Annotated in this window: 28 protein-coding genes and 1 tRNA gene; 19 read left to right on the top strand and 10 right to left on the bottom strand. The window is 69.4% G+C overall.

Features of this window, described 5'->3' with window-relative positions; all coding sequences use genetic code 11:
- Window positions 1-121: 121 nt before the first annotated feature.
- Together OG309_RS17020 and OG309_RS17015 are read right to left on the bottom strand one after the other, a co-directional pair.
- On the bottom strand, window positions 122-1,360 hold the full coding sequence (locus OG309_RS17020; RefSeq protein WP_329421806.1) for an MFS transporter: 1,239 nt from the start codon (window positions 1,358-1,360) through the stop codon (window positions 122-124).
- A 169-nt stretch (window positions 1,361-1,529) separates the two neighbouring features.
- Complete coding sequence (locus OG309_RS17015) at window positions 1,530-2,123, bottom strand: malonic semialdehyde reductase (RefSeq protein WP_329421804.1); 594 nt, start codon at window positions 2,121-2,123, stop codon at window positions 1,530-1,532.
- A 116-nt stretch (window positions 2,124-2,239) separates the two neighbouring features.
- Here OG309_RS17015 and OG309_RS17010 point away from each other — a divergent pair, with 116 nt between their 5' ends.
- Window positions 2,240-2,746 carry a MarR family winged helix-turn-helix transcriptional regulator gene (locus OG309_RS17010; protein ID WP_329421803.1) on the top strand — a complete coding sequence of 169 codons (507 nt, stop codon included), beginning with the start codon at window positions 2,240-2,242 and terminating at the stop codon, window positions 2,744-2,746.
- A gap of 1,001 nt (window positions 2,747-3,747) precedes the next feature.
- The gene (locus tag OG309_RS17005) at window positions 3,748-5,571 is read left to right on the top strand and encodes an ATP-binding protein (protein WP_329421802.1); all 1,824 of its coding nucleotides are present in this window, start codon (window positions 3,748-3,750) and stop codon (window positions 5,569-5,571) included.
- 949 nt (window positions 5,572-6,520) lie between these two features.
- Here the strand turns inward: OG309_RS17005 and OG309_RS17000 are convergent.
- On the bottom strand, window positions 6,521-7,210 hold the full coding sequence (locus OG309_RS17000) for a YdcF family protein (RefSeq protein ID WP_329421799.1): 690 nt from the start codon (window positions 7,208-7,210) through the stop codon (window positions 6,521-6,523).
- The gene (locus OG309_RS16995; protein WP_329421797.1) at window positions 7,207-8,001 is read right to left on the bottom strand and encodes a GntR family transcriptional regulator; all 795 of its coding nucleotides are present in this window, start codon (window positions 7,999-8,001) and stop codon (window positions 7,207-7,209) included. Before OG309_RS16995 ends, OG309_RS17000 begins: the two co-directional genes overlap by 4 nt.
- 155 nt (window positions 8,002-8,156) lie before the next feature.
- On the opposite strand from OG309_RS16995, the gene OG309_RS16990 reads away from it, so the two are divergent.
- From OG309_RS16990 to OG309_RS16930, 13 genes are all read left to right on the top strand, one after another.
- Window positions 8,157-8,489, top strand: a complete 333-nt coding sequence (locus OG309_RS16990; RefSeq protein ID WP_329421795.1) for an SCO3933 family regulatory protein — start codon at window positions 8,157-8,159, stop codon at window positions 8,487-8,489.
- A gap of 2 nt (window positions 8,490-8,491) precedes the next feature.
- The gene (locus tag OG309_RS16985; RefSeq protein ID WP_329421793.1) at window positions 8,492-9,847 is read left to right on the top strand and encodes an FtsK/SpoIIIE domain-containing protein; all 1,356 of its coding nucleotides are present in this window, start codon (window positions 8,492-8,494) and stop codon (window positions 9,845-9,847) included.
- Window positions 9,848-9,933: 86 nt separating this feature from the next.
- A complete protein-coding gene (locus tag OG309_RS16980) occupies window positions 9,934-10,119 on the top strand; it encodes a hypothetical protein (RefSeq protein WP_329421791.1) in 186 nt (61 codons plus the stop codon).
- Window positions 10,120-10,139: 20 nt separating this feature from the next.
- A complete protein-coding gene (locus OG309_RS16975) occupies window positions 10,140-10,844 on the top strand; it encodes a DUF2637 domain-containing protein (protein WP_329421790.1) in 705 nt (234 codons plus the stop codon).
- 20 nt (window positions 10,845-10,864) lie between these two features.
- Window positions 10,865-11,056: a mobile element transfer protein gene (locus OG309_RS16970; RefSeq protein WP_329421788.1), complete on the top strand. Its 192-nt coding sequence runs from the start codon at window positions 10,865-10,867 to the stop codon at window positions 11,054-11,056.
- A gap of 19 nt (window positions 11,057-11,075) precedes the next feature.
- Window positions 11,076-11,231, top strand: a complete 156-nt coding sequence (locus OG309_RS16965) for a hypothetical protein (RefSeq protein ID WP_329421785.1) — start codon at window positions 11,076-11,078, stop codon at window positions 11,229-11,231.
- 11 nt (window positions 11,232-11,242) lie between these two features.
- Window positions 11,243-11,587 carry a SpdD-like protein gene (locus OG309_RS16960; protein ID WP_329421783.1) on the top strand — a complete coding sequence of 115 codons (345 nt, stop codon included), beginning with the start codon at window positions 11,243-11,245 and terminating at the stop codon, window positions 11,585-11,587.
- Between the two features lie 5 nt (window positions 11,588-11,592).
- On the top strand, window positions 11,593-12,141 hold the full coding sequence (locus OG309_RS16955; protein WP_329428379.1) for a GGDEF domain-containing protein: 549 nt from the start codon (window positions 11,593-11,595) through the stop codon (window positions 12,139-12,141).
- A 93-nt stretch (window positions 12,142-12,234) separates the two neighbouring features.
- Window positions 12,235-12,414 (top strand): hypothetical protein, encoded by a 180-nt coding sequence (locus tag OG309_RS16950; protein ID WP_329421781.1) that lies wholly within the window; start codon window positions 12,235-12,237, stop codon window positions 12,412-12,414.
- Window positions 12,415-12,419: 5 nt separating this feature from the next.
- A complete protein-coding gene (locus OG309_RS16945; RefSeq protein WP_329421779.1) occupies window positions 12,420-12,605 on the top strand; it encodes a hypothetical protein in 186 nt (61 codons plus the stop codon).
- 4 nt (window positions 12,606-12,609) lie between these two features.
- Window positions 12,610-14,016 (top strand): replication initiator protein RepSA, encoded by a 1,407-nt coding sequence (gene repSA, locus OG309_RS16940; protein ID WP_329421778.1) that lies wholly within the window; start codon window positions 12,610-12,612, stop codon window positions 14,014-14,016.
- The gene (locus OG309_RS16935) at window positions 14,013-14,201 is read left to right on the top strand and encodes a helix-turn-helix domain-containing protein (RefSeq protein ID WP_132916013.1); all 189 of its coding nucleotides are present in this window, start codon (window positions 14,013-14,015) and stop codon (window positions 14,199-14,201) included. The genes repSA and OG309_RS16935 overlap by 4 nt, the downstream gene beginning before the upstream one ends.
- Window positions 14,201-15,388, top strand: coding sequence for a site-specific integrase (locus OG309_RS16930; protein ID WP_329421774.1), 1,188 nt, complete (start codon window positions 14,201-14,203; stop codon window positions 15,386-15,388). The genes OG309_RS16935 and OG309_RS16930 overlap by 1 nt, the downstream gene beginning before the upstream one ends.
- Before the next feature lie 91 nt (window positions 15,389-15,479).
- Here the strand turns inward: OG309_RS16930 and OG309_RS16925 are convergent.
- The 3 genes from OG309_RS16925 to OG309_RS16915 form a co-directional block, all read right to left on the bottom strand.
- A tRNA-Pro gene (locus tag OG309_RS16925) sits at window positions 15,480-15,553 on the bottom strand.
- Window positions 15,554-15,591: 38 nt separating this feature from the next.
- The gene (locus OG309_RS16920) at window positions 15,592-16,278 is read right to left on the bottom strand and encodes a Pr6Pr family membrane protein (RefSeq protein ID WP_329421772.1); all 687 of its coding nucleotides are present in this window, start codon (window positions 16,276-16,278) and stop codon (window positions 15,592-15,594) included.
- Between the two features lie 47 nt (window positions 16,279-16,325).
- Window positions 16,326-17,264 (bottom strand): metallophosphoesterase, encoded by a 939-nt coding sequence (locus OG309_RS16915; RefSeq protein WP_329421771.1) that lies wholly within the window; start codon window positions 17,262-17,264, stop codon window positions 16,326-16,328.
- Window positions 17,265-17,338: 74 nt separating this feature from the next.
- Here OG309_RS16915 and OG309_RS16910 point away from each other — a divergent pair, with 74 nt between their 5' ends.
- Window positions 17,339-17,803: a GatB/YqeY domain-containing protein gene (locus OG309_RS16910; protein WP_329421769.1), complete on the top strand. Its 465-nt coding sequence runs from the start codon at window positions 17,339-17,341 to the stop codon at window positions 17,801-17,803.
- A 94-nt stretch (window positions 17,804-17,897) separates the two neighbouring features.
- Here the strand turns inward: OG309_RS16910 and OG309_RS16905 are convergent, their stop codons facing one another.
- Entirely contained in the window at window positions 17,898-20,135 is a 2,238-nt protein-coding gene (locus OG309_RS16905; protein ID WP_329421767.1) for a transglycosylase domain-containing protein, read from the bottom strand.
- A 361-nt stretch (window positions 20,136-20,496) separates the two neighbouring features.
- On the opposite strand from OG309_RS16905, the gene OG309_RS16900 reads away from it, so the two are divergent.
- The gene (locus OG309_RS16900) at window positions 20,497-20,841 is read left to right on the top strand and encodes a WhiB family transcriptional regulator (RefSeq protein ID WP_046910200.1); all 345 of its coding nucleotides are present in this window, start codon (window positions 20,497-20,499) and stop codon (window positions 20,839-20,841) included.
- Between the two features lie 176 nt (window positions 20,842-21,017).
- Here the strand turns inward: OG309_RS16900 and OG309_RS16895 are convergent, their stop codons facing one another.
- Together OG309_RS16895 and OG309_RS16890 are read right to left on the bottom strand one after the other, a co-directional pair.
- Window positions 21,018-22,316, bottom strand: a complete 1,299-nt coding sequence (locus tag OG309_RS16895) for an ArsA family ATPase (protein ID WP_329421766.1) — start codon at window positions 22,314-22,316, stop codon at window positions 21,018-21,020.
- A complete protein-coding gene (locus tag OG309_RS16890; RefSeq protein WP_402546410.1) occupies window positions 22,313-23,275 on the bottom strand; it encodes an ArsA family ATPase in 963 nt (320 codons plus the stop codon). Before OG309_RS16890 ends, OG309_RS16895 begins: the two co-directional genes overlap by 4 nt.
- A 157-nt stretch (window positions 23,276-23,432) precedes the next feature.
- Between OG309_RS16890 and OG309_RS16885 the strand changes: the two genes are divergently transcribed.
- Together OG309_RS16885 and OG309_RS16880 are read left to right on the top strand one after the other, a co-directional pair.
- The gene (locus OG309_RS16885) at window positions 23,433-23,591 is read left to right on the top strand and encodes a DUF4177 domain-containing protein (RefSeq protein WP_123954897.1); all 159 of its coding nucleotides are present in this window, start codon (window positions 23,433-23,435) and stop codon (window positions 23,589-23,591) included.
- Complete coding sequence (locus tag OG309_RS16880; protein WP_329421764.1) at window positions 23,588-24,058, top strand: RidA family protein; 471 nt, start codon at window positions 23,588-23,590, stop codon at window positions 24,056-24,058. The genes OG309_RS16885 and OG309_RS16880 overlap by 4 nt, the downstream gene beginning before the upstream one ends.
- Window positions 24,059-24,075 lie beyond the last annotated feature (17 nt).

The raw sequence follows: 24,075 nt of genomic DNA, 5'->3' as shown, positions 1-24,075 counted from the left end.
CGCGACCAGCACCTGAGACCCACCCTTCTTCTCGACGCCTCATCGTAGAGCCGGTTCCTGAGGGGACCTCAGGGCGGGGACGGGTGCGGCCACCGCGCCCGATGCGCCGAGGGGAGGGAAGTCAGCCGCCCAGCGTGATCAAGGCCGCGATCGCGGGACCGAAGGCGCCGCCGAGCTGGTAGCAGAGGTTGAACAGGCCGATCGCCGTGGGGCGCTGGGCGCCCGGTGCCGCCTGGGTGGCGTACACCGCGAGCGTGGCCTGGCCGGCGCTCGTCGTGAAGACGGCCAGCGTCGCGACCGGCAGCAGCAGCGGCGCCCAGGGGCTCAGCACGGCGGTGAGCGGGGCCAGCGCGCCGACCGCGAGCAGGATCGCCAGGACCTTGGGCCGGCCCAGCCGGGCCGCGGCGGCGGCCATCAGCATGGAGAGCACGGAGCCGGTGAGGAGGGCGACGAGCTGGCCGGTGCCGATCAGGGAGGTCGACCAGTCGGTGCGGTCGCGCAGCAGCTGCGGGATGGTGAAGAGCAGCGTGAAGTACGAGGTGGAGAAGGCGCAGGCGAGCAGGGCGGAGAGGGTGAACGCCCGGGTGCGCAGTAGCGTCGCGGGGACGAAGCCGGTGGGGTGGGACCGGACGTGCAGGGCCAGCAGCGCGCCCGTCAGCAGGGCGGCGGCCACCGCCGGGAGCGGGTGGCGCGGGATGAGCACCAGGGCGGTCGCCGTCAGGACCAGCAGGGCCGCGCCCCGGCCGTCGAAGGGGGTGGTCCGCTCGGGTGCGGACAGATCGGCGCGGCGCATGACCGCCGGGAGGGCCAGGAGGGCGACCGCCCCGACGGCGAGGGACACCCGCCAGGAGAGGGCGCCGGAGATCGTCGAGCCGAGCAGCGGTCCGACGGCGCCCAGCGTCCCGAAGCCCGCCGTGATGACCCCCATGCGGCGGACCGAGCCCGCCAGGCTCATCGCGGCGGTGACCAGGCCCGCGCCGCCCACCGCCTGGGCGGCCCGGCCCGCCATGGCCAGCGGCAGCCAGGGCGCCACGGCGACGACCGCGGTGCCGGCCGTGATCAGGGCCGCGCTCAGCCGGAGCGCGGCGCCCAGTCCCCGGCGGCGCAGCAGGCCCGCCATCAGCGGGGTGCCGACCGCCATGGCCCAGGCGAAGACGGTGACGAGCCAGGTCGCCGTGGCCGTGCGGACACCGAGCGAGCCGGCCATGTCGGGCAGGATCAGGACCGGGCTGTTGGCGCTCGCGGCGATCGGGGCGGCCAGCAACGCCAGCCACGCGACGGGGACATGGCGTGCACCCGGAGCGGCCGGATCGGCGGGCGCGGCGGCGGGACGGGGGCGGGTTCGGGCGAGCAGGGACACGGCGGGCTCCGGTGGCGAGAGAGAAGCGAGGCAGGCAGGCGGCACGGACGACTCGTCAGGCCCGTACGCCTGGTTCGACTTAGGTGTCTCGGGTGTCTCGGGTGTCTCGGGTGTCTCGGGTGACTCGGGTGACTCGGGTGACTCGGGTGGCTCAGGTGGCTCGTACGGCTCAGGCCGTGGTGACGACCTCGTCGTACGTGAGCCGGGGCGAGCGCGGGAACCAGGCGTCCGCGCCGGGGCGGCCGATGTTCACGACCATCAGGGGCGTGTGGTCGGCGTCCAGGAACTCCTTCTGCACGCCCGGGAAGTCGAAGCCGGTCATCGGCCCCGCGGCCAGCCCCGCCGCGCGTATGCCGAGGAGGAAGTACGCGGCCTGGAGCGTCGCGTTGAGCAGCGCGGACTCCTCGCGGACCGGGCGGTCGGCGAAGAGGACGTCCTTGGCCTGCGGGAAGTGCGGGAGCAGCGTGGGGAGTTCCTCGTGGAACTCGTTGTCGGCGGCGAGGATCGCGACCAGCGGCGCGGCGGCGGTCTTGCGCCGGTTCCCCTCGGCCATCAGGTCCAGGAGCCGCTCGCGGGCCTCGTCGGTGCGGATGAGGACCACCCGCAGCGGCGACTGGTTGTAGGCGGTCGGGGCGTACTTGACCAGGTCGTAGATCGCCTGGACCTGCTCCTCGGTCACCGGCTCGTCGGTGAAGGTGTTGGCGGTGCGGGCCTCGCGGAAGAGGAGGTCCTGGGCGGTGGGGTGGAGGACGAGCGCGGACATGGGGTGCTCCTGTCGTTCAGTCTTGATAATCTCAACGTTGAGATAAAAGCACTGCGACTCTCTCAACGTCAAGTGTCTTAACGTTGAGAAGATGTCCATTGAGAGGAGTGACGGCCATGAGCGATGCCGTGGACGCGATCATCGGTCAGTGGGTCAAGGAGCGTCCCGACGTGGCGGAGGGCCTCTGGCCCGTCGAGCTCTTCGGGCGGATCCAGCGGCTGGCCCGGGTGATCGACAAGTCCGCCAAGGCCGCGGCGGCCGCCCACGGCGTGGAGCACGGCGAGTTCGACGTGCTCACCACGCTGCAGCGCTCCGGCCCGCCGTACACCCTCACCGCCGGCGCCTTCCTCAAGGCGTCCATGGTGACCTCCGGCGCGATCACGAACCGCATCGACAGGATGGAGGCCAAGGGGCTGGTCGAGCGCGTACGCGACGGCGACGACCGTCGGACCATCAAGATCCGGCTCACCGAGCACGGCCACGAGGTCACCCGGGCCGCCTTCGCCGACCACCTGGCGAGCTACGCCCACCTGCTCGCCGACGTGGACCGCGACCTGGTCGCCACCACCGCCGACGGCCTCCGCCACGTCCTGGAGGCCCTGGGCGACACCAGCATCACGTGAACCCTCTCCGGGCGGCCCGCTGCCGCGACGTCGGACCGACCTGACGCCGCGGCAGCTCGCCCCCGGCGCCCGTCCGTCCCACGGGATCGGCACAACCACGAAGGGCCCGGTTCGATTTCTCGAACCAGGCCCTCAGCGGTCTTGCGGCTGTCGGGGTGGCGGGATTTGAACCCACGACCTCTTCGTCCCGAAGCAACTCGGGTGGGGCTGCTGCCTGAGGCTGGTGCGGCTCTCACCTGCGCTGATGGTCCGCTGACGTCCGCGCTCGTCCGCCGCTGTTCGCCGGTGTTGTCACGCAGTTAGACACTCATCGCCCAACGGCCCATCAACGGCAGGGGTGTTGTCAGTACCGACCTCTAGGGTCTCAAGCGCGCGGTTGGCTTCCGAGGGTTCCAGCTCTGAAGGGAATGGTTGCATCCCCGACCTGTCTGGGGGCGGCCCGGAGATTCGTCCGTGACCTAACCGACGGTCGGGCTTCATCGATGGCCAGGAGATGACCTGCCAGCGCCGGCCGCGTACCACCTCTCGCATGGCGAGAGTCGGCGGCCATGCGGGGGTTAATCCCGTAGGCCCCCGGCGACAAATGCATCCCGTCAGCCTGCTGAGCCCCCCGCCGCGCCCTCGGCCAGACTCGCCAGCCGAGCACCGTCGGCACAGATACGTGAACCTACGGAAACAGCAGCCCCGCCTGGCTGCCCACCTCAGCACCCCAAAGTCGAGAGAGTAGACCTGCTGCTTGGGGAGCTGAAGTAAGGGGCCAGGAGGCTGAAGCTACGCTGCGTGAGCGCTCTGCCCCTCTGCCCGGGTCATCCGCGTTACGCTCCGTCGCTACGCTGCACCTACGGTGACGGAGCGTAACGCGGATGACCCACGAAGGTCTGCTTCTTGGTGAAAATGAGACTTGCTCTTTACGTTTTCTTGACTGTTGGCCCGGGAGGGGCTGCGGACGCGGCGTTTGTGGATGTGGCAGCTCCCCAACCGGGGGCCGCTAGGCTCGCCTTGTGGATCTGAATGAGCTGGCAACCGTTGTAGCTGATCTTCGAAGCGAGGGGAGCGACTTCGCGGAGGTGGAAGTTAAGCGCGCCGCAGACGGCTTTCCTCAAAGCGTTGCGCCAACTATTTCCGCATTCGCCAACACGCCAGGTGGTGGAACCCTTATCTTCGGTCTGGATGAGTCCGATAATTTCAGTGCTGTTGGCGTCTACGATCCAGTGGCTTGTAAGTCTGCACTGGCGTCCATGTCGCGAAACGGCATTGAGCCGTCGGTTAATCCTCAGATGTGGGATCTGCTCTTCGAGGGAAAGCCGTTGGTCGTGGCTCAGGTGGATGAGCTAGCCAGCTCCTTCAAACCCTGCCGCGTCAAAGGGACGGGCAAGGCATACCTGCGTTCTTACGATGGTGACTACGAACTTTCACAGCTCGAAGAACAGGCATTTATTGCGAATCGAGACACGCCGCGATTCGATCAGGCCGTCGTAAATGACGCCAGGTTTGAAGACCTGGATGGCATCCTTGTGGATTCCTATGTCGAAAGCTGTATGGCGAACTCGCCGGCTCTTTCGCGGTTCGATCGGGACGAGATCCTTTTCCGCACGGGTGTGGTCGCAGGTGACGATCGGATCCCCACCGTAGCTGGCCTGCTAGCCCTTGGGGTTTATCCTCAACAGTTCTTTCCTAGCCTCGTCATCCAGGCTAGCGTCGCACCGGGCCCCAATGACCCACCAGGCACCCGGGCTGTCGATGCGAAAAGGTTCGATGGGCCCATTCCGCTAATGCTCGAGCAGGCGATGAGCTGGGTCCAGAGGAATACCCGCACGCGAGTTCGATTTGGCTATGACGGCCATGGGCGCGACGAGTCCGAGTACCCAGTTGAAGCTGTTCGGGAGCTGCTCTCCAATGCCTTGATCCACCGAGACCTAGGCCCCTACGCGCTCGGCCAGGCTATCACCCTCAAGATCGACAATAGTCAGCTTATCCTGAGCAACCCCGGAGGCCTCTGGGGTCTGAGTGTGGATAGCCTCGGGCGTACAGGAGTCACATCCGCTCGCAACTCTTATCTCGTCAGGATTTGCCAGAACGTTCGATATGCGCGAGGGCAGAGAGTGGTGGAGGCGCTGGCTTCAGGAATTCCGACGGTGCTGAGAAGTCTCAGGGATGCCGGAATGGTTCCTCCTCGCTTCCACGATCAGGGTGTCAGGTTCACCGTACGAGTCCCCAATCACACCCTCTTGGCGCCTGCTGATCTGGAATGGCTTGCTTCGCTCAGTCCTTCCGCACCTCTTAGTGACATTCAGCGCCATGCGCTTGTCGCAATGCGGCACGGTACGCGATGGACCAATAAGTCGCTCCGTGACGCATTCCCGATGGATTCCCTCGAAGCGAGAAATGTCCTAGCTGGACTCGTCGATGCGCGCGTAGCAGAAGCGGTTGGTGAGCGCGGGGGAAGGATCTACCGTCTCGCTTCGAGTCTTTCGGGCGGAATTAAGTCAGAGCAGCAGAGCATTCCGCTGGAATCCCTACGCTCCGTAGAAGTTCCGGATGCCTCCAAGGGATCAGCGGGAATCGAAGGTGAGGTATCAACGCGCGCACGCGGGAATCGGCGAGAAAACGCAAGTAGAATCCTGGGGGCATTGAAGCTGGGCCCTGCATCGGTGAGCGACATCCGCGCCGCTACGGAGCTATCGATTCGGCAGATCGAATATGCTATGGAACTGCTGAAATCCGAAGGGCAGGTCGTCCTACTAGGGAAGCCTGGAGATCGAACTAGCCGATGGTCGCTGCCGGAGGGGGGAGTCGCAGGGGCTGAGCCGGGGTTGGAGCCGTAGAACGATCGCCAGCTGCCCAACTCCCATCCCGTCTGCCGTCGGCCCACACATTGTGGAGCAGGCGCGGTGCCGGGCGTCCAGGTGGAGCGCGCCACTGTACGAACGACCTGGACGCCCGGTGCCGTGTCTGCTCGGCTTTGCCTGGGTCGACGGCAGACGGGATGGGAGTTCCCCACCCCCACCACTCCCCACCGGCCGGCACCCGCGTACGGCGCCCCGGCCATCCTGGAGCCGGAGCGCCCCCGCCGGAGGCATCCTCTTTGACCGTCGCCTCTGTCTCCTCAGACCATCCCCTTGTTGCCTGCGCCTTCGCGATGGGCGGGCATCTCGCGCAGTCGGTACGCGTGTGATCGCTTGCTGATGGCTTCGAGGCTTACCTGCTCGAACGTGGTCTCGTCCCGGCCGTGCCGGAGGGGCTGGCTCTGGTGCCGGTTGTCGGAGCCGGGTGTTGTGCTCGGTCCGGCGCATGTTCTTGCGGGTCAAAGCGTGAAGCGGATCACCCCGTGGCAACTTGAGGTGGCGCGGGGCCGGGGCGGGGGCGGAGCGGGCCGCAGGCAGGAGCGCAGGCCCCAGTCCCGAGCCCGCGCCGGCCCGCTGTGCGGGCCGGTGGGGTGTGATTCGTAGCGAGCGGCTGGGACAGCCGACTGGCCTGCGCGCCGGATGCCCGTAGGGCAAGAGCCCCCGCCTCCGGCCACCGTGTACGAGGGCTGGACCCGTGCAGGGCGGTCGTGGGGGTTGATCGCGAACGGGGCGGAATGTCCGACGCCGAGGGCGGTGGTGCAGCACTACGTGGTCCCGGAAGCTGTGGGGTCTGGCCCCCGGCATCTGCCGGGCGCGAGGAAGCGCTACATGACTCCTCCTCCCCTCCCCGCCCGGAAGGGCGGGCCTTGATGAGGTAGAGAAACCTGTAACAGCTCACCCTGAACAAGGGCTCCTGCGCGCGGCGTTGCTAGTCGCGGAGCGTTCGGCCTCCGGGAGCCTGGCCCGCCTCGTCTCGGATTAGGCGGCTCGTGAAGCCCACTCGGCACAGCCGCTCGTACGCGTCGAGAACGTTCTCCGGTACCTGCTGGTCGATCATGAATCCCTGCTCCGGGTAGATCAGCAGCCGCTGTAGTGCACCTACAAGCATGTCGATCACCAAGCGGGCGTCGCCGATGGAATCGACGTAGTCCTGGAGCGTCATCGGGCTGGAAGCGCTAACGAACTCGACCTCGGGCCACAGCTTCCGGGCCGTCGCGTACGCCCGGCGCTCCTCGTACGGCTTGCTGATCAGGAGAACAGAGGTCACGTCGATGCCGGCCTCCGCGAGCAGGTCTCGGGAGAAGCGGATGTTCTCGCCCGTGTTCCGGGCGCGCGGCTCCACCAGGACGGCCGAGCTGGGGACGCCGAGCTCGATCGCCCTCTCCTGATAGTGCACGGCTTCACCGCGGGGCATGCGTCCCCGCGTCGTCGGGCTGGTGGCGCCGGTGAACACGAGGAGCGGAGCCATACCGCGCTCGTACAGGTCGACTGCGGTGTCTGCCACCCCTAGGTCGTGGCTGCCAAGCCCGATCGCGACCGAGCACGGCCGGGGCGTGTGGCCCATCTGGTGGTAGTCCCACAGGAGCTGTGTGTCCGCCCAATCCTGCGCTGAGATCACTCCACGCCTTCCCTGTCCTTGGAGGAGTCCGGGACCTTGAAGTCGTACTCCCACGCGAAGCGCGAAGCCGCGTGGATCCCGATGGCGAACTCGACCACTGTGCCGGATGCCGTGTACGTCGTCCGGTGCAGCTCGACTACTGCCTCGCCGGGCGGCAGTTGTAGGAGCTTCACCTCGTCCGGCGTGGGCGTACGGGCGAAGAGCCGTTCCTTCATGTGGTCGATCTCGTAACCAGCGTCGTACAGGACGCGGAAGCCTCCGCCTCGGCCGGCCGGGCCGGGCGTCGGGTCGACGATTCGGGTGCCTTCCACATGCTCAGGCCGGTAGTAGCTGGTCAGAGAATGCGTCGGCTGATCGCCTTCCTTCACCAACCGTGCGCGGGCGTAGACCGGAGCTCCTACGGTGAGGCCGTGCGCGGCTGCCACTTCGGGGGATGCCTCAACGAGGTTGACCGACTGAGTCTGTTCGTTGCGGCGATACGCCCGTCCTGAGGCCACGCGATCCGCGATGAACGCAACCTCGTCGCCGTCTCGCCACTTGGCCTTGTCGTATCGAGCGATACCGAGCCGCTTGAGCGGCACCTGCTGACGCACCACAGTCCCGTGGCCACGGGAGGACGTGACGAGCCCCTCCGCCTCCAGCGCCTTGTAAGCAGCGTGCACAGTGGCCTTGGAGCCTTCGCCGGCCTCGACCAGCTCTCTGATCTGCGGCAACCGCTGGCCCGGCTGGTAGTCACCCCGCCGGATCTGCTCAGCCAGTTTGTCTGCCAGCTCCCGCCACTTGGGCGCCATCTCGAACCCCTCTCGACGAGATCTAGTCAAACACAGTCCTAGGACTGTTGACAGTCCTAGGACTGCGGGCCACTATCTACTCAAGCCGCTCGCAGTCCTAGGACAGTGAGTGTGATGGCCCTCTTCTGGGCTGCCTCGACGACGTAGGAGTGCTCATGCCGTCCTTCAAGATTGATCTTTCGACCGCTGTCGTGTTCGTGGCGACCGCGCCGACGCCGAAGCTCGTGAGCAAGCAGACCGGGGAGAGGGCCATGGACCGGGAGACCGGTGCGGGGCTGTCCACGGTGGGGCTGCTGATCTCGGATGAGGGGGAGGGCAACCTGTACCAGGTGACCGTCCCGGAGACCGGTCTCCCGGAGGGGCTGGCGCCCGGGTCTCCGGTGTCGGTGATCGGGCTCAAGGCGCGGGACTGGGAGAACACGTTCAACGGGCAGACCCGGCACGGCATCTCGTTCCGCGCGGTCGCCGTTACGCCGATGGGTGCCTGATCATGACGGACCTGTCGACGTTATGGGAGGTCGGCCTCCCTCTGGTCGGTGTCGGTGCCGGTGGGCTCGGGGTCGCGAAGGTTCGCGCTCCCCGGGTGTACTGGTCGCTGGTCGGGCTGCCGGTCGCGCGGGTGCGGTTCGCGATGACGTACCGCTCGACGATGGACGTGTGCGGGCTGACGGTCCAGCCGTCCCGCCTGCGGGCGTTCATGGTCCGCAACGTCGCTCGCCGCAGTGACGTCCAGCCGGTGCCGCCGAAGGTCCGCCGGGTGCGCGGGTCGTCGACCGGGATGCGGGTCACGCTCCGCCTCCCCGCCGGCCTGGAGCCCGCCGACGTGATGGCGGCCTCGGAACGGCTGCGGCACGCCTGGGGTGTCCACTCCGTGAACGTGGTGGAGACCAAGCCCGGGTATGTCGAGCTACGGATGACCGGCTACGACGTGCTGCGGCGGGTGAAGATGCCGCGCTGGAAGCGTTCCTTGGGGCCGTTGATGGTCCCGGTCGCGCTGCGGGAGGACGGCACCGCGTTCGTCCGGGACTACCTGAAGGTCCCGCACGCGCTGACGCTCGGCGCCAACCAGTCGGGCAAGTCCATGTATCAACGCAACTTGATCGCCGAGCTCGCCCGCCTTGATGTCGCCCTCGTCGGGATCGACTGCAAGCGTGGTGTCGAGCAGCGCGGGTACGCGCCCCGGCTCTCCGCCTTCGCCATCACGCCTGAGGAAGCCTCCGGCGTCCTGGACGCTCTCGTCGCGGAGATGGAAGAGCGCTTCGACTTGCTCAGCGAGTACGGCGCCGCCGACATCTGGGCCGTGCCCGAGAAGATCCGGCCGGTTCCGGTCGTGCTTCTGGTCGACGAAGTGGCGGAGCTGTTCCTTGTCACGGGGAAGAAGGATGAAGAGCGCAGGGACCGGATGGTCACGCAGATGATCCGCCTCGGGCAGATGGCTCGCGCGGCCGGCATCTTCCTGGAGATCTGCGCTCAGCGCTTCGGCTCCGACCTCGGCAAGGGCGCCACCACTCTGCGCGCTCAGCTCACCGGCCGTGCCGTGCACCGGGTCAACGACAAGCAGACCGCCGATATGGGCTTGGGCGACATCGCCCCGGACGCGGTGGTCGCGGTGACGACGATCCCGCCCGACAAGCCCGGTGTCGCGGTGGCCGGTGACTCCTCTGGCGGCTGGTCCCGCATCCGCACCCCCGAGCTGACGGCGGCTAAAGCTGCCGCGATCTGTGCCGAGTACGCGCACCTCACCCCGGCCATTCCGGCGCTCGCGCCGTACCGGCCGGTGATCCCCGCTCAGACCCCGCCGGTGGAGTCCGTACCGCTGGTGAAGCCGGTCCCGGCGACGGACTAGCAGGACCCTCTTCCCCCGTCGGTCGGCGTGACCGTCTCACGCCAGGTCCCTACCAGACCCATGCCCGAAACCGAAGGGAACCGCCCGTGAGCACCACCAAGAAGCCCCCGGCCCCGCGCCGCCGCCCCGCCAAGCCCGCCTCCGAGTCCTGCGGGACCTGCGCCGGCACGGGGGAGACCACGACCGCTGTCCGGGTCGGGCGCAAGCGCCGGGAGATCGGCGCCACTCAGACTGCGCTGTGCCCGGACTGCTTCGGCACCGGCACCGCCTAACCCAGAAAGGAGGCGGACCGGTGTCCCGCACCCTCCGCTTCGACGCCGTCCTCATTCAGGCCGTCATCGCCGGGGCCCTTTCCTTCGCCCACCTGCATGACCTGGCTGCGGCGGCCGGACAGGACGGCTGGAAGGCGTGGGCCTACCCCGTCAGCGTGGACCTGCTCCTTGTCGCCGCCTGGCGCCGGATGCGCTCCGACTCCGGCAACAGCGACGCATGGCTGTGGTTCGCGATCGCCCTGACCGCGTCCCTCGGCGCGAATGTCGCCACCGCCGGACTCCTCGACATGAACAACGTCCCGGCCTGGCTGCGCATCCTCGTCGCTGGATGGCCCGCCCTCGCCTTCCTCGGCGGCACCCTCCTCGCCCACGCACACACCCCGAAACCCAAGCCCGAAGCCGTCCCGGGTGCCGAGGACGCAACGCTCGCCGAACCGGCCGTGGGCTTGACCGTCGAGCGCGCTCCGGAACCGGCACCCGAACTCCCGCCGGCCGAACCCGAGCCGGAGGCAGTGAAGCCGGATCCCGAGCCGCTCCAACTCCCAGTGCAGTCCGCGCCCGTGGCGCCCGCAGTGACCGTTCCGCCCGCACTGCTCGACCACGCCCGAAAGATCGCGGAGACCCATCACACCCAGACCGGCGCCCCGATCGACGCAGCCACCCTGCGCGCTCGCCTCGGAGTTCCGCCCGCTCTGGCAGACGCGATCTCCCTTCAACTCGCCTAAATCAAAAGGAGATTGCCCTCGTGCGCCCGAACCGCTTCTACAACGTCGTTCGCATCGGACCGGTGAGTGTCGGCACCCACCGCGACCGCCTGGGCCGGACCAAACACACCGCCGTGTGCACCGCTCCCGGCTGCGACTACTCCAGCCCTCCGTACGCCAGCCGCGCGGCGGCCGAACTCGCCGCCCGTACCCACCGCTGCAACCCCCGCTGACCTGAAGGAGCCCCTTCTCGTGGACGTTCCGCTCTGGCTCGCCCTGATCGTCGTCGGCGCACTCGGCATCAAGCTCATCCGCCCGCCCTGGTGGCTCGTCGCCGTGCTCCTCCTCGGTGGCTACCTCCTCGCCGACAGCATGCTCACCCCGCTCATCGACCCGATCAACAAGTAGGGAGAACCGCCATGCTCCGACCCCGCATCCCGGTCAACCCGCTCCCGACCGGCATCGTCACCCCGCTCACCCAGCCCACCCCCACCACTCACGTCGAACCGCACTCCAGCCCCGAGGCCATGACCTGCGGCCACAACCACATCCAGGCCCCGGCCCCGGTCGCCACGGCCCGGTCGACGGTTCAGCTCACGCCCGGCAGCGCGGTCGCCCTCGCCGCCGGCGGCGGTGCCGTGGTCCTGGTCGTCGGCACGGTCCTCGTCTCGCTGCTCCTCGCCGTCGCCATCACCGGCGTGTCCGTCGCCGTCGTGGCGGTCGTCCTGCGGCTGCTCATCAAGGACATGCAGAAGGGCCTGTGACCGCCATGGACACGTACACGATCGCTGCTGCGGGCTTACCGGCCCTCGGCTGGGCCCTGCACGGCGGGCTGCTCCTGCGCCGCCTGGCCACCGCCCGCCGCGACCCCCTGACCGGCCTGCACACCCGCGCCGGATGGACCGCCCGCGCCGACCACCTCATCACCCGCCACGCCAACGCGCTCGTGGTCCTGGTCGACCTGGACGACTTCAAGAACATCAACGACACCCACGGCCACGCCGCCGGGGACGCCGTGCTCACCGCGACCGCCCGCCGCCTCGCGACCTGGTGCGGACGCCACGGCATCGCCGCCCGCCTCGGCGGAGACGAGTTCGCCGCCATCGTCACCACCCCGGACCACACCGCCGGCCTCACGGCCCTCCGCGCCGCCCTCAAGCAGCCGGTCACGCACGACGGACACACGCTGCGGGTCTCCGCCTCGGTCGGCCACTGCCACCGCACGGACCTGCTGCTCCCGGTCCTCACCGACGCCCTGTCCGCCGCCGACGCGTCGATGTACGCGGCCAAGGGCCACGGCAGGCGCAACACACGCTAAGCGGCCCCCGGGGCGGCCTCGGTCGCCAAACTTCCGCCGCCCCGGGCGCCTGAACCCCTCCAGATCCAACGGACCCGAAAGGGAGAGCTCATCATGCCCCAGAGCAACAAGGCCCCGCGCATCTGCCGCGACTGCGACGGCTTCGCCACCGCCACGATCACCACCGGCCTCCGCACCGCCGACGGCACCCGCGACACCATCCCCGTCCACTGCCGCACCTGCCAGGGCCTCGGCCACACCACCCCGGCCGCCCTCGCCCGCGCCGGGAGGTGACCGCCGTGGCTGACCTCGCTCCCACGCAGAGCGCGCCCGGGCTGCACATCAGCAAGCCCTCCCTGTCCGAACCCGCCACCGCCTCCGCCGTCTGTCACTGCGGCGCCACGGCCTCCGCCAAGGGAGACGCCCAGGTCGGTGCCCTGGTCGCCGGATGGAACGCCAACCACGGCCCCGCCCACAAGGAGTAGCCACGTGATCGACTCCGCCACCCAGGCGGCGGGCCTGGACCCGGCCACCCTGAGCGATCTGCTCCGGGTCGCCGGGTCCCCCGGCTTCGACCGCCTCACCGAACAGATCCGTCGCACCGGCGGATGCGCCGCCCCCATCCGCCTGTCCGGCGGCACCAAGCTCCTCGACCCTGCCACCAAGACGGTGCTCCACGCGTACACGACCGACGCGGAGCCGGGTGGCGTCCTGCGGGTCGCCTGCGGCAACCGCCGCGCCTCCCGCTGCCCCGCCTGCGCCTGGACCTACGCGGGCGACACCTACCACCTGATCCGCGCCGGCCTCGTCGGCGCACCCGACAAGGGCACCCCCGACACCATCCGCGACCACCCCCGCGTCTTCGCCACCCTCACCGCCCCGTCCTTCGGCCCCGTCCACAACCGCCCTGGTAACCGGCCCTGCCGCTGCGGCACCCGCCACCCCGAAGACGCCCCCGAACTCGGCACCCCGCTCCACCCGGCCACGTACGACTACGCGGGCGCCGTGCTGTGGAACAACCACGCCTCCGAGCTGTGGCGCTACTTCACGATCTACCTCCGCCGCGAGATCGCCGCCCGAGCCGGCCTCACCCAGAAGGCAGCCCGCGAGCAGTCCCGCGTCTCCTTCGGAAAGGTCGCCGAGTACCAGAAGCGCGGAGCCGTCCACTTCCATGCCGTCGTCCGCTTCGACGGCCCCGAGGGGCCCGACACCTCGCCCCCGGCCTGGGCCACCCTCGACCTCCTCGCCGACGCCATCCGCGCCGCCGCCGGCCGTGTCCGCGTCCTCGTCCCCGCCGCACCCGCGTACGGCATCACCGACGACCTGGCACTCACCTGGGGCGAGCAGATCGACGTCCAGCCCATCGGCGCCTTCGGCGACGGCGAGGAACTGACCGAACAGGCCGTCGCCGCCTACGTCGCCAAGTACGCCACCAAGGCCGCCGAGACGACCGGCACCGTCGACCACCCCGTCGGCAACAAGGAAGCCCTCGTCCTCCTCGGCGTCCCGGACCACCCCCGGCGCCTGATGGAAGCCTGCATGGACCTGGACGCGGCCTACCCCGCCCGGCGGCTCCGCGCCTGGGCCCACATGCTCGGCTTCCGCGGCCACTTCTCCACCAAGTCCCGCCGCTACTCCACCACCCTCGGCGCCTTACGCCAGGTCCGCGCCGACTACCGCGCCGCCCAGCAACGCACCGCTCTTGGCCTGCCCGACCCCGACGAACACCCCGAAGCCACCGTCCTCGTCGTCGCCCACTGGTCCTACGCCGGCCACGGCCACACCCCCGGCGAGTCCTGGCTCGCCGCCAACATCCACCGCGACATCCAGCACAGCCGCGAACTCGCACGGCAGGAACTGCCCGCACAACTCGACATGGAAGGAGCCACCGCGTGACCACCGCAACTGCCGCACTCCTGACCGTTCCTGAGGTCATGACGCGGCTCAAGCTCGGCCGCACCAAGGTCTACGACCTGATCCGCACCAAGCGCCTGGTCTCCATCACCGAGGGCCGTGCCCGACGCATCCCGGAGAGCTCGGTCCAGGACTACATCCGTGATCGGCTGGAGGCGGCGGCCTGATGACGAAGCGACGCAGCAGGGGAGACGGCGGTCTTCACTGGGACGACAAGCGCCAACGCTGGATCGCGACGGCCAGTCTCGGCTACGACCCCAGCGGCAAGCGGATCGTGAAGCGGGCCAGCGGCATGACCAAGACTGCGGCCAAGGCCAAGCTCAAGGAGGTCCTGCGGGACTACGAGGACGGTCTCGCCATCGCGCCCACGGGATATACGGTCAAGGATGCGGTGACCGACTGGCTCGCCTATGGGCTCAACGGGCGGGACGCGGGGACGCTCAAGACGAACACGATCCTCTGCAACACCCACGTGATCCCTGCCCTCGGGGCCCGGAAGCTCCGTGATCTCAGCGCCGATGACGTGGACAAGTGGCTTGCTGCCAAGTCCCAGGTGCTCAGTACGCGCTCGCTCGAAGCCATCCGCTCGTGCCTGAATCGGGCGGTCAAGCGGGCCATGGCGCGGGACAAGGTGAAGCGCAACGTCGTCGAGCTCTGCTCGGTCCCCGCCGGACGTCCCGGCCGGCCGTCCAAGTCGCTCACCCTCAAGCAGGCAGAGGCCGTGCTCACCGCAGCGGTGGACTCGCCGCTGTACGCGTACGTGGTGGTCTCGCTCCTCACCGGCGGCCGTACCGAAGAGATGCGCCCGCTCACCTGGGACCACGTGGACCTTGAAGGGGATCCGACGGCGACGCCCGCGATTCCTCCGCACATCGCCGTGTGGCGCTCCGTCCGGGCCTCCGGCGACACCAAGACCCGGAAGTCCCGTCGCACGCTCGCGCTGCCCGGCCGGGCCATCGACGCTCTCAAGATCCAGCGGGAGCGTCAGGGCTGGCAGCGGCTCGCCGCCGGCGACCAGTGGAAGGAGAGCGGGCTCGTCTTCGCCTCCGCCACTGGGACCGAGCTGGATGCCGCGAACGTGCGGCGTGAGTTCCGCAAGGTGCTCGGGCGGGCCGCCGCGATGCCGGACATCGAGTTGGTGCCCCACGAGTGGACGCCCCGAGAAACCCGAACGTCCTTCGTCTCGATCCTGTCCGACCGGGGCCTCCCGCTCGAAGAGATCTCCCGGCTGGTCGGCCACTCCAGCACGGCCGTGACGGAGGAGGTCTATCGGAAGCAGATCCGTCCGGTGATCCAGACCGGGGCGACCGCGATGGACGGGATCTTCGGTACTCCGCCGCCGCCGAAGCGCTAGCCGGAGCGGTAGTCACGCAGATAGACACACATGCAGAAACAGGTGAGGCACCTACCAAAAATGGTAGGTGCCTCACCTGCTGTTACGGCTGTCGGGGTGGCGGGATTTGAACCCACGACCTCTTCGTCCCGAACGAAGCGCGCTGCCAAGCTGCGCTACACCCCGATGTCGCTGCTTTGTTCTTCACGTCGCGGCGACATCGATTACTTTAGCCCACCGGCGCCCAGAGACGAAATCCGTTTCGCACGTCCCACGAGAGACGGCCGGAAACGGTCCACCGTGACCAGCATCAGGCCCAGCGCGTAGAAGGCCAGGCCCAGGACGGCGGCGTTGGCGAGGACGCCGAGGTAGCCGTGGGCGGTGACGTCGAGGAAGGGGTACGTGTAGCGGGTCGGCGTGTCGGGGGAGACGAGGGCGCCGCGGATCAGGGCGAAGACCAGGTAGCCGCCGGGGGCGGCCAGCCACTGGGCCGCGTGGCGCCAGTGGAGGGCGCCGGGGCGGGTGAGCAGCAGCCAGTCGAGGACCACGCCGATCGGGGTGACGGTGTGGAGCAGCTGGTTGGCGACGGCCCGGGCGCCGGTGAGCCGGGCGATCGCGGCGGCCTCGTTGAACTCGCTCGCCGTGTTGTCCAGGACCAGGTGGAAGACGAGCCCGACCACGCAGATGCACAGCAGCACCCCGCCGGTCCACGGCGCCGGCAGCGGCGGGCGGCCCTGCCAGGCGCGGACGGCGCCCAGGCCGAGGACCACGGCGACGGCGGTGTTCGACCAGATCGTGAAGAAGCTGAACACGACGAGGGGGTTCCCCTCGACGCACTCGATCACGATGCCGGTGACCGCGGCCAGCGCGATCAGGCCGCGGAACAGGGCGGTGACGGTGGCGTTCGGCATGGGGCCACCGTATGCGCCGTTCGGGTCGTCCGCCGGGGGGCGCGGTCTCAGCCGCGGGCCGTCAGCGTCAGCAGGGTCACCTCGGGCGGGCAGGCGAAGCGGACCGGGGTGAAGCGGTTGGTGCCGCAGCCGGCCGAGACGTGGAGGTACGAGGTGCGCCCGTCGACGGTGTGCGTCGAGAGGCCCTTCACGCGGTCGGTGTCCAGGTCGCAGTTGGTGACCAGGGCCCCGTAGAAGGGGATGCACAGCTGCCCGCCGTGGGTGTGGCCCGCCAGCAGCAGCTCGTAGCCGTCCGCCGTGAACGCGTCCAGCGCCCGCAGGTACGGCGCGTGGACCACGCCCACCGAGAAGTCGGCGTCCTGGTCGGGGCCGCCCGCGACCCGCTCGTACCGGTCCCGCTTGATGTGCGGGTCGTCGACGCCGGTGAAGGCGAGGTCGAGGTCCGGCAGCTTCAGCCGGCCGCGGGTGTTGGTCAGGTTCACCCAGCCCGCCGCGTCGAACGCGTCCCGCAGCCCCTCCCAGGGGTTGTGGATCGCGCCCACCACCGGCGGGTTGCCGTTGAGGCCGTGCCGGCCGTGCATCTTCTCCTTGAGGTAGAGCGCGGGGTTGCGCAGCCGGGGCCCGTAGTAGTCGTTGGAGCCGAAGACGTACACGCCCGGGAACTCCATCAGCGGGCCCAGCGCGTCGAGCACCTCGGGCACGGCGTTCGGGTCGGAGAGGTTGTCGCCGGTGTTGACCACGAAGTCCGGGCGCAGCCCGGCCAGCGACTGGAGCCAGGCGCGCTTCTTGTTCTGGCCGTTCACCATGTGGATGTCGGAGACCTGGAGAACCCGCAGGTCGCGCATGCCGCGGGGCAGCACCGGGACGGTCACCCGGCGGAGCCGGAACGAGCGGGCTTCGAAGCCCGCCGCGTAGACGATGCCGGCCGCGGCCGTCGCCGTGAGGCCTGCCGTGATCTTCAGGGGGATCCCGTACCGTGCGCGCATCCCCTTATCGTCGCAGACCCGATGGGCGGAAATGCGCGGGCGGTCGGGGTCCGGCACCTGACACACTTGGATCCATGACCACGCTGAAGGCCAAGCTCAAGGACGACCTCAACGCCGCGATCAAGGAGCGCGACGAGCTGCGCTCCTCGACCCTGCGGCTGACCATCACCGCCATCACCAAGGAGGAGGTCGCGGGCAAGACCAAGCGCGAGCTCTCCGACGACGAGGTGCAGTCGGTGATCGCCAAGGAGGCGAAGAAGCGCCGCGAGGCCGCGGAGGCCTTCGCCCAGGGCGACCGCCCCGAGCAGGCCGCTCGGGAGCGGGCCGAGGGCGAGATCCTCGACGCGTACCTGCCCAAGCAGCTCTCCGACGCCGAGCTGGAGGCCGTCGTGGCCGCCGCCGTCGCGGAGGCGAAGGGCGCCGGTGCCGAGGGGCCGCGGGCCATGGGCGCCGTCATGAAGATCGTCAACCCCAAGGTCGCCGGCCAGGCCGAGGGCGGCCGCGTCGCCGCCACGGTGAAGCGCCTCCTCGCCGGGTGACCTGACCCCGCGTCCGCACGAAGAGGGGCGCCCCTCCCGGAATCCGGGAGGGGCGCCCCTCTTCGGTCATGCGTGCACGTCCTGGACAGCGCCGCTATCTGTTACCGCCACCGCGCCCGTTGCCGCGCCCGTTCGTGTCGCCGAACAGGTCCGGCGGGATGGTGATGCCGCCCGGCAGGGTGGTGCCGCCGGGGCGTCGGCCCGGCTTGTTGTCGTCGCCGGGGCGCTTGTTCTTGTCCTTCTCCTTGTCCTCCGGCTGGGCGCCGCGAGGCACGTTGATCGGCACGAAGCCCGGCGTCTCGGAGGCGTCGAGCGCCCCGGTCATCGCGATCTTCCAGATCGGGCCCGGGAGGCAGCCGCCGCAGACCTTGTCGTAGTACTGGCCGCCGATGGTGATGTCGTACATCGACTGCTTCTCGCCGACGTCGTCACCGACCCACACCGCCGTGGACAGGTTCGGCGTGTAGCCGACGAACCAGGCGTCCTTGCGGTCGTTGGTCGTACCCGTCTTGCCCGCGTTGTCGCGGTCGCTCAGGCCGGCCCGGGTACCCGTGCCGTCCTCGACGACGCCCTTGAGCATCTGGTTGACGGTGTCCGCGGTCTTCTCGCTCATCGCCCGCGAGCACTCGGTCTGCGGGACCTTCAGCTTCTCGCCGTTGGCCGTCGTGATCGACTCGATGGCGACGGGCGTGCAGTACGTGCCCCGGTTGGCGAAGGTCGCGTACACCGCCGCCATGTCGAGCGGGGTGGACTCCTGGCCGCCGAGGGTGATCGAGGGGAGCTCCTTCAGGTTCTTGCCGAGCTCCTTCTCGTACCCCATCTTCTTCGCCATCTGGACCGTCTCGCAGAGGCCGGTCATCTGCTCCAGCTGCGCGAAGTACGTGTTGATGGACTTGCCGAGCGCGCTGGTCATGTCCCAGCTGCCGGCCTCGGACTGCATCTCGTTCTGCAGGTCCCAGTTGCCGCCGCCGGACGGGCCGCCCTTGCAGGTGGTGTACGAGTTCATCGGCACCGAGATCTTCCACGGCGTCGAGAACGACTGCGCCGGGCTCAGCCCCTTCTCCAGCGCCGCCGCGGCCGTGATCGGCTTGAAGGTCGAACCGACCTGGAAGCCGTACGTCGTGCCGCCCATCTTCTTGCCGACGGCGAGGTTGAGCGTCGTCTGGTGCAGCTTCTGGTCGAGGCCGTACGGGCGGGACTGGCCCATCGACAGGATCTTGCCGCTGTTGGGCTGGACCTGGACCACCGAGGCGGCGACCTTGTCGTCCTTGTCGATCTTGGCGACGGCGGCCTCGTTGGCGGCGGCCTGGGCGCGCGGGTCGAGCGTGGTGCGGATGGTGAGACCGCCCAGGTTCCACCGCTTCTGGCGCTCCTCGGCCGTCTTGCCGAAGACCGGGTCGTTGAGGATCGTCTTTCGGACGTAGTCGCAGAAGAAGCCGGCGCCGTCAACCGCGGTGATGCAGCCGTTCTTCGGCGTCTTCACCTTCAGCTTGATCGGGGTGGCCTTCGCCTTGTCGGCCTCCGCCTGGCTGACGTCCTTCACGTCGGCCATGCGCTGGAGGACGATGTTGCGCCGCTTGGTCGCCTCCTGGATGTCGTTGACCGGGTCGTAGCGGCTCGGCGACTGCACGAGGCCGGCCATCATCGCGGACTCGGCGAGGGTGAGGTCGGCTGCCGGCTTGGAGAAGTAGCGCTGCGAGGCGGCCTCGATGCCGTACGCCTGCTGCCCGAAGAACGTGATGTTGAGGTAGTTCTCCAGGATCTTCTTCTTGCCGAGCTCCTCCTCGACCTGGATCGCGAACTTCAGCTCGCGCACCTTGCGGCCCATGGTCTGCTGGGTGGCCTGCGCGACCTTCTCGGGGTCGTCGCCCGCCTCCTCGACGAAGACGTTCTTCACGTACTGCTGGGTCAGCGTGGAGGCACCCTGCGACACCCCGCCCGACTGCGCGTTGCGGTTGATGGCGCGCAGCACGCCCTTGAGGTCGATCGCGCCGTGCTCGTAGAAGCGCGAGTCCTCGATCGCGACGATCGCCTTCTGCATGTACGGCGAGATCTTCTCGATCGGCACGACCTTGCGGTCCCGCGAGTACACGGTGGCGATGTGGCCGCCCTGTGAGTCGAGGATGGTGGTGCGCTGACTCAGCGGCGGTGTCTTCAGGTTGGACGGGATCTCGTCGAATCCCTCGACCGTGCCCTTGGCCGCCAGTCCCAGCGCTCCGGCCGCGGGCAGGGCGATGCCCGCCAGCACGGCTCCGGAGAGCACACTGACACCGAGGAACTTGGCGGCCTGCTGGGTCCCGGTCAGACCACCGCCCGAGCGCTTCTTTGGCATGGGGGCAGCCTACGTTCTCATTCGCCGGACACGCGTATATGCCTTGGCCTAAGCTGCTCCCAACTGTCACAGCAGTGTGGTCTGGCATCAAGACCCGTGCGTGACGTCGGCGTGAAATTCCGTGTACCCGAAGCACGGGAACTTCATGCCCGAATTCGGCCCATGTCCGATAGGGGCGTTATGTCCTTCGGTCACTCCCCTGGGTGATCTGACGCGTACGCATAGTCCGTTCGGACCATTCAAGATTGGGCCCGAAGGGGGTGTTGCGCTGTGCCCACCTTCCGTAACGTCCCAACTGGCAGCGGTGAATATGCCGCTACCGCCGTGGGGGAGCCTCGATTCGGGAGAGGACGGCGCCGGTATGGGCTGGGTAGCTGACTGGAGTGCGCAGGCGGCCTGCCGCACTACCGATCCGGATGAACTTTTCGTGCAGGGAGCGGCGCAGAACAGGGCAAAGGCGGTGTGCACCGGATGCCCGGTGCGGACCGAATGCCTCGCCGACGCCCTCGACAACCGTGTGGAATTCGGCGTGTGGGGCGGCATGACGGAGCGCGAGCGCCGCGCCCTGCTGCGCCGCCGGCCGACCGTCACCTCGTGGCGCCGGCTCCTGGAGACCGCGCGCACCGAGTACGAGCGGGGCGCGGGCCTGCTGCCCGTGGCGATGGACGACGACGCGACGTACGAGACGTACGCGGCGGTCGGCTAGGCCGGACGCCCGGTCGGCATCGGGACGACACCGGTCAGAGGCCTGTCCGCACCGGTCGACACTGATCAGGGGCCTGTCCGCTCCGGTCGGCACCGGTCAGGGGCCTGTCGGCACCGGTCGGCCAAGGGTCCGGCCCGTCGGCGCCGGTCCTGTTCGGTCCACGGCGCGGGTCCTGCCTACGACGGCATGCGACCCGTCGTCAGACGGTCACCGATGGCCCGCAGACCGGCGAGGTCGTGCACATCGCCGGGCAGGGCGGCCACTTCGGCGACCGCCACCTCGGGGTGGAGCGCGGTGAAGCGATCGCGCGTGCGCTGTTCGCGTGCGAGCACCTGCATCCGCTCGGCATGGAGACGGAGCAGTCCTGCGGTGAGCTGTGGGACATCCGTGTCCGCTTCGGCTGTGGGGGCAGCCTCGGACACGGGCGGTACGGCGGCGGTCTCGGGCGAAGTGGCTCGGGGGCCACGCCCAGCAGTCTTCCCGCCCCCCTGATCCACAATGCGCCCCTCGTCAAGATTTTCCGCGGCGGCCCGCGCCCGCTCGGCCGACAGCCGGGCGGCGCCGCTGGCGTGGACGCGGTTGATGACGAGACCGGCCAGCGGCATCTCCTCCGCGGCCAGCCGCTCCACGAAGTACGCCGCCTCGCGCAGCGCGTCGCGCTCCGGCGTCGCCACCACGAGGAAGGCCGTGCCCGGCGCCTGGAGCAGTTTGTACGTGGCGTCCGCGCGGGTCCGGAAGCCGCCGAACATCGTGTCCATGGCGGCCACGAAGGTCTGCACGTCCTTGAGGAACTGACCGCCCAGCAGCTTGCCCAGCGTCCCCGTCATCATCGACATGCCGACGTTGAGGAACTTCATCCCGGCCCGGCCGCCCACCTTCGCGGGCGCCATCAGCAGCTTGATGAACTTCCCGTCCAGGAAGGAACCGAGCCGCTTCGGCGCGTCCAGGAAGTCCAGCGCCGACCGGGACGGCGGCGTGTCCACCACGATCAGGTCCCACTCGTCCCTGGCCCGCAGCTGGCCCAGCTTCTCCATCGCCATGTACTCCTGCGTACCGGCGAAACCGGCCGACAGGGACTGGTAGAAGGGGTTCTCCAGGATCGCCCGGGCCCGGTCGGCGTCCGCGTGCGCCTCGACGATCTCGTCGAAGGTCCGCTTCATGTCGAGCATCATCGCGTGCAGCTCGCCGCCGTCGGAGCCCTTGATGCCCTCGACCTTCCGCGGCACGTTGTCCAGCGAGTCGATGCCCATCGACTGCGCGAGCCGGCGCGCCGGGTCGATGGTGAGCACCACGACCCGCCGGCCGCGCTCCGCCGCCCGCACGCCGAGCGCCGCCGCGGTCGTCGTCTTGCCGACCCCGCCCGCACCGCAGCACACGATGATCCGGGTGGCCGGGTCGTCGATCAGCGGGTCGAGCTCCAGGACGGGGACCGCGTCGAGACCGTTCGCCGCCGCGGCCTTCTGCGCCTCCGTCACGCGCCCACCCCTTGCCTCCGCAGTTCCTTCGCCAGCCGGTAGAGACCGGCGATGTCCGCCCCGTCGCCCAGGAAGGGCAGTTCGTACGTCGGCACCCCGATGCCGTCCAGCACCTCGCGCTGGGCCCGCTCCAGCTCCACCCGCTGGGCGTGCTCCGCGGCCTGTTCGAGCAGCGGCTCGACCAGCTTCGTCCCGCCCTTGACTCCGGCCGCCGCCAGGGTGGCGGCGATGGCGTCGCGGTGGTCGCCGGAGGCGGCCCGTACCGCCGCCTCGTCCAGGACGTGCGGGCGGACCATGTTCACGACGGTCCGGCCCACCGGCAGTTCGGCCGCGCGGAGCTCGGCGATGCCGTCCGCCGTCTCCTGGACGGGCATCTCCTCCAGGAGCGTCACCAGGTGCACCGCCGTGTCCGGGGACTTCAGGAAGCGCATGACCGCCTGGGCCTGATTGTGTATCGGGCCGATCCGGGCCAGCCCGGCCACCTCGTCGTTCACGTTGAGGAAGCGGGTGATGCGGCCCGTCGGCGGGGCGTCCATCACCACGTAGTCGTACGTGAAGCCGCCCTGCTTCTCGCGCCGCCGCACCGCCTCGCAGGCCTTCCCGGTCAGCAGCACGTCCCGGACGCCCGGGGCTATCGTCGTCGCGAAGTCGATCGCGCCCAGCTTCTTCAGGGCCCGGCCCGCGCCGCCCAGTTTGTAGAACATCTGGAGGTAGTCGAGGAGGGCCCGCTCGGCGTCGATGGCCAGGGCGAACACCTCGCCGCCGCCGGGCGCGACGGCGATCTTGCGCTCCTCGTACGGCAGCGGCTCCGTCTCGAAGATCTGCGCGATGCCCTGCCTGCCCTCGACCTCCACGAGAAGGGTGCGCTTGCCCTCGGTCGCGAGGGCGAGCGCGAGTGCGGCGGCGACCGTGGTCTTACCGGTACCGCCCTTGCCGCTGACGACCTGGAGCCTGCTCACGCCTTCGAGCCTAACCACTGCCGGCCCGGCCCAATCAGAGGGCCGCCCCGGAGAAGACCCCCACCCGACCCCGACCCGACCCCGAGAGGGTCTTCGGGCCTCCCGCCGGGGGACCGTCCCGGCCAGAGCGGCCCCCGGCAGCGGCTACAGTCGGCTCATGACCAAGTGGGAGTACGCGACTGTGCCGCTGCTGGTGCACGCGACGAAGCAGATTCTGGACACCTGGGGCGAGGACGGCTGGGAGCTCGTCCAGGTCGTGCCCGGACCGAACAACCCCGAGCAGCTCGTGGCCTACCTGAAGCGGGCCAAGTCGTGAGCGGGGCCGTCGAGGCCAAGCTGGCCGAGCTGGGCCTGACCCTGCCGGAGGTCGTGCCGCCGCTGGCCGCCTACCAGCCGGCCGTGCAGTCGGGCGTGTACGTCTACACCTCGGGCCAGCTCCCGATGGTGGCGGGCAAGCTCCCGCTCACCGGCAAGGTCGGCGCCGAGGTCACGGCCGAGGAGGCCAAGGAGCTCGCGGCCACCTGTGCGCTGAACGCGCTCGCGGCCGTGAAGTCGGTCGCCGGTGACCTCGACCGCGTCAAGCGCGTCGTGAAGGTCGTCGGCTTCGTCGCCTCCGCCGCCGACTTCACCGGCCAGCCGGGCGTCATCAACGGGGCCAGCGAGCTGCTCGGCGCCGTCCTCGGCGAGAAGGGCGTGCACGCGCGCAGCGCCGTCGGCGTCGCCGTGCTCCCCCTGGACGCGCCGGTCGAGGTCGAGGTCCAGGTCGAGCTCGTCCAGGACTGACGCCCCCAGGCATCCCG

It is taken from the genome of Streptomyces sp. NBC_01268 (genome assembly GCF_036240795.1).
Classification (GTDB): domain Bacteria; phylum Actinomycetota; class Actinomycetes; order Streptomycetales; family Streptomycetaceae; genus Streptomyces.
This window is presented reverse-complemented; position numbering and strand designations above follow the sequence as displayed.